Raw genomic sequence first — 3772 nt, forward strand, 5'->3', positions numbered from 1 at the left:
TCGGCCTCTAGGGCCTCCAGGGTAACTTCCGTATCTTCCACAACATCGTGCAGAAGGCCAGCAGCTACAGTAACGGCATCGCCCCCCAGCTCCCGCAGCAGGCTGGCCACGGCCACTGGGTGGGCGATGTAGGGATCCCCTGATTTCCGCTTTTGGCCCTTGTGCAAGCAGTAGGCAAACTCGAAGGCTCGGCGCAGCAAATCTGCCTCTTCGGCCGTGTAGGATCGCAGCCCATCGCCGAGATCTTCAGCGCCTGAAAGCAAAGCCCGCAGCCATCCCGGCACCTCAAAATCAAGGCTATTTAGGTCAAAGCCTCCTTCTAAACTGGTGACCACAGCAGGCTGACCCATGGGAACCTGACAAGAAGGATGGTTTAACTGCTACCTATAGTATCGATCACCGAAGTTCCTTACAGCTTATCCTCGACCTGGCTGCAGGCAGGTTAAGGGAAAAAGCTGCGAAAAAATGCAGCAAAGACGGGCCGTTGATGCTAAGCCCGCCCCTAACCGTGGGGAAAAAGCTAATTGGAGTTAACGTTCTACACCTATCCTATCACTTACCCTACAGCATTCCGTAGCAAGATATACATACCAAGATCTGGTGGAGCTAGCCTCCTGCCAGAGTGCTAGGAGGTGGGAGGGAGTTGCAAAGCCAGAGGCCCTAGCCAACCCTTGCGATAGTCGTTGAGAATTTGCCTTGCTGCTCGCTCGGTATCGCCTCGGTAGCGCCGTTGGGCCAGCTCCTGGATGGCTACGCTGCCAGGAGGGATCGGGTCGGACCAGCCGTAGCGCCGTTGCAGGAGGACTTGGGCCTGGGGCTGCACCTGCAGCAGTTGTTCCACGAAGTAGGCCGCCACGCCCTCAGGGTCGTAGGCGGCTGCGCCGATGTCATCGCAGATGGCCAGCAGCGTGGCTGCCTGTTGATCTGGCAGCGAAGGCGGGAGGATGCCCGGTGAGTCCAGCAAATCCAGCTCCCCTCCCAGCCGCACCCACTGCAGTTGCCGGGTTACCCCAGGGCGCGCGGCACTCTCGGCGGCCCGCCGTCCCAAAAGTCGATTCAGGAGGGCAGACTTGCCCACATTGGGAAAGCCCACCACCACTGCCCGGATGGCCCGCGGCCGCATGCCCCGCTGCTGGCGCCGCTCGTTTACCGACTGCCCCAGCTGTAAGATGGCTTGCTTGAGGCGAGGCACCCCCTCTCCCGATTGGCCATTGGTGGGATAGACAGGGATCCCTTGCTGGGAAAAATACTCCTGCCAAGCTCTGAGATCCCTGGCCTCGATGGCATCGGCTCGGTTAAGCGCCAAAAGGCGCGGCTTGTGCCCCAGCCACTTGTCTAGATCGGGATGGCGACTGGCCAGCGGGATCCGCGCGTCCAAAACCTCAATGACCACATCCACCCGCTGCAGTTGTTCCCGCAATTGGCCAATGGCCTTGGCCACGTGGCCGGGATACCACTGGATGATTGGAGAACTCATGCCAGCAGAACCTGGGATCGAACCCCAGAAGACTCTAAGCCAGGGGCAGGATCCACTCTAGCCTGTCCAGCTTGCTCCTCCTCGGCTCGACTAGCCAACGGAAGTAGAAAAGGATACAGGCAAGAGGCAGATGAAGCCCCTTCCTACTTGTAGGCAAGCTAGCGTTAAGAGACGTAACGGAGGAGGGACTATGGTTAAGCGCGTGCGGTTGGATCCCATTGCCCAAGTGTCGGAAGTGGCCACCAACAGCAACTTGCTCTCGGTGCTGCTGCAGGAAGAGCTGAATGTGTTGAAAGAGTGCGGCGGGCGCGGTCTCTGCGCCACCTGCCATGTGTACGTAAAAGAGGGGATGGAATCGCTCTCACCCATGACCCCGCGGGAGCAGCGTACCCTAGAGGTGATCACCAGCCGCCAGCCCAATTCTCGCCTAGCTTGCCAGGCGCGAGTTCTGGGGGAAGGGGTGGTGGTGGAATTGCCGGTGGGGATGTACATCAATGCCTTTAAGGATATCGAGGTGTTGATTGGGCGGCGGGCGGAGCAGCCCCTTTTGCACCCGATAACTGGCGCCGTTTTGGTGCAAGCGGGCAAGCTAATTACGCGCTCGGTGCTGGAGTCGGTGAAGGATTTGGATCTCAATATCCAAGAGGCTTTGGCCCGCAGCAGCCGAGATTTTTAGGGTTTTACCGCGTTTAAGGCCAGCTTAGCCAGTTTTGAGGAAGGCTCTATGGCCCCTGTGTTTCTTGGGATCGACCTGGGCACTTCGGGGATGCGGCTGGTAGCTCTCTCAGAAGCAGGGGAGATAGTGGGCAAAAGCGAGCGCTCCTGGGATCCCCCAGAAACCAATCCAGGCCGCTGGCTGCGCACCCTGAAGGCACTGCTGGGCCACCTCAAAGCTCAACTGGGGGATCGCTACGCCATTGTTGCCCTCAGTGCCTGCAGCACCTCGGGTACAGTGCTGCCGGTGGACGGACGGGGCATGCCGCTGGATCAGGCCTGGCTGTATTCCGACCGGCGGGGCCAGGCCCAGGCTCAGCGCTTGGGGATCCCTGCCAGTTGGGGGCTTAGCCGCTGGCTGTGGTGGGCAGAAGCCCATCCCGACCAATACCGAGAAAGCTACCTGGCCCATCCGGCGGACTTTCTCTTGAGCCAACTGGGGGGCCGCCAGCGGGTAACTGATCACACCCATGCCCTGAAAAGTGGCTTTGACCTAGAAACCTACACCTGGCCGCGGGAGTGGCTCTCCCAACAGGGCCTTGATCCCAAGCGCTTTCCTGAGGTGGTGGCGCCAGGAACAGTTCTGGGAACGGTGCGGCCTGAGTGGGAGCTGGGATCAGAGGTGCTGATTGCTGCCGGGATCACCGATGGCTGTGCTGGGCAATTGGCTGCAGGGGCTACTCGCTTGGGGCAGGTTTCCACCAGCCTGGGCACAACTCTTATCTTCAAGGCCAACAGCCCTGACCCTGTGCAGACGCCGAGTATCTATTCTCATCTGCACCCCGACCGAACCGGTTGGTGGCCGGGGGCAGCCTCCTTCTGCGGCGGCGGCGTCCTGCCCCACTTCTTTCCCGGCGGCGACTTTGCTGCCTTGGATCAGCAGGCGGAGGTCCATCTGCCCACGGGCCTAGTCAGCTATCCTCTCTGCCGGCCCGGCGAGCGTTTTCCCATCCTGGATAGCGAATTTGCCGGCTTCTTGCCCCAGGCGGAAGTGGGATCCCTTCGCTTTTATGCAGCTCTTTTGGAAGGGGTAGCGATGGTGGAGCGGCTAGGGCTGGAGACCTTGATTGCCCACGGGATCCCGGTGCAAGAGCCGCTGTTAACCACTGGCGGCGGCTGCAAAAGCCCCCTCTGGCTGCGCCTGCGCGCCAGCATCCTCGCCCGCCCCCTGGCAGTGGTCAGGCACCCGGAGCCGGCGGTAGGGGCAGCCATCCTGGCCGCCTCAGCCTATTGGTGCTGTTCAGTGCAGCAGGCTGCCGATCGCTTGGTACAGGTGGAACGCCTCATCCAGCCGGATTCCGAGTGGGTCAAGGCTTATGCCGAGATCTACTCGGAGTTCCGTAGCCGCCTTTTTTCCAATTTCTAGTTTCCAATTTCTAGGGATCTCCCCGAAGGGGGAACACACAAGTCAACGAATCAAAGTAAAGGAGGAGGAATGAAATGTTTCCAATTTCTATGGATCCCCCCGAAGGGGGAACTCCGGGTGGCCGTGAACGAGATCAAAGGCCGTTCCGAGTTTACAATATCTAGGGCTCACCCCAAAGGGGGAACCAGAAGCGCCTTGTGACAGTCCCTATCGGC

4 protein-coding genes are annotated in these 3772 nt (G+C 60.1%); 2 read left to right on the top strand and 2 right to left on the bottom strand.

The annotated features are described in order from the left end of the window. Both NW841_RS09830 and ylqF read right to left on the bottom strand, forming a co-directional pair. The coding region (locus tag NW841_RS09830; protein ID WP_414386220.1) for an HD domain-containing protein at nucleotides 1-350 on the bottom strand (350 nt) is incomplete at its 3' end. Nucleotides 351-625: 275 nt separating this feature from the next. Continuing rightward, a complete protein-coding gene (ylqF, locus tag NW841_RS09835; protein WP_414386221.1) occupies nucleotides 626-1477 on the bottom strand; it encodes a ribosome biogenesis GTPase YlqF in 852 nt (283 codons plus the stop codon). A gap of 190 nt (nucleotides 1478-1667) precedes the next feature. On the opposite strand from ylqF, the gene NW841_RS09840 reads away from it, so the two are divergent. Together NW841_RS09840 and NW841_RS09845 are read left to right on the top strand one after the other, a co-directional pair. After that, entirely contained in the window at nucleotides 1668-2153 is a 486-nt protein-coding gene (locus tag NW841_RS09840) for a 2Fe-2S iron-sulfur cluster-binding protein (protein ID WP_414361628.1), read from the top strand. A 48-nt stretch (nucleotides 2154-2201) separates the two neighbouring features. Further along, on the top strand, nucleotides 2202-3557 hold the full coding sequence (locus NW841_RS09845; protein WP_414386222.1) for an FGGY-family carbohydrate kinase: 1356 nt from the start codon (nucleotides 2202-2204) through the stop codon (nucleotides 3555-3557). Nucleotides 3558-3772: the final 215 nt, after the last annotated feature.

Origin of the sequence: Synechococcus sp. H60.3, from assembly GCF_047462295.1 — a bacterium.
GTDB lineage: Bacteria > Cyanobacteriota > Cyanobacteriia > Thermostichales > Thermostichaceae > Thermostichus.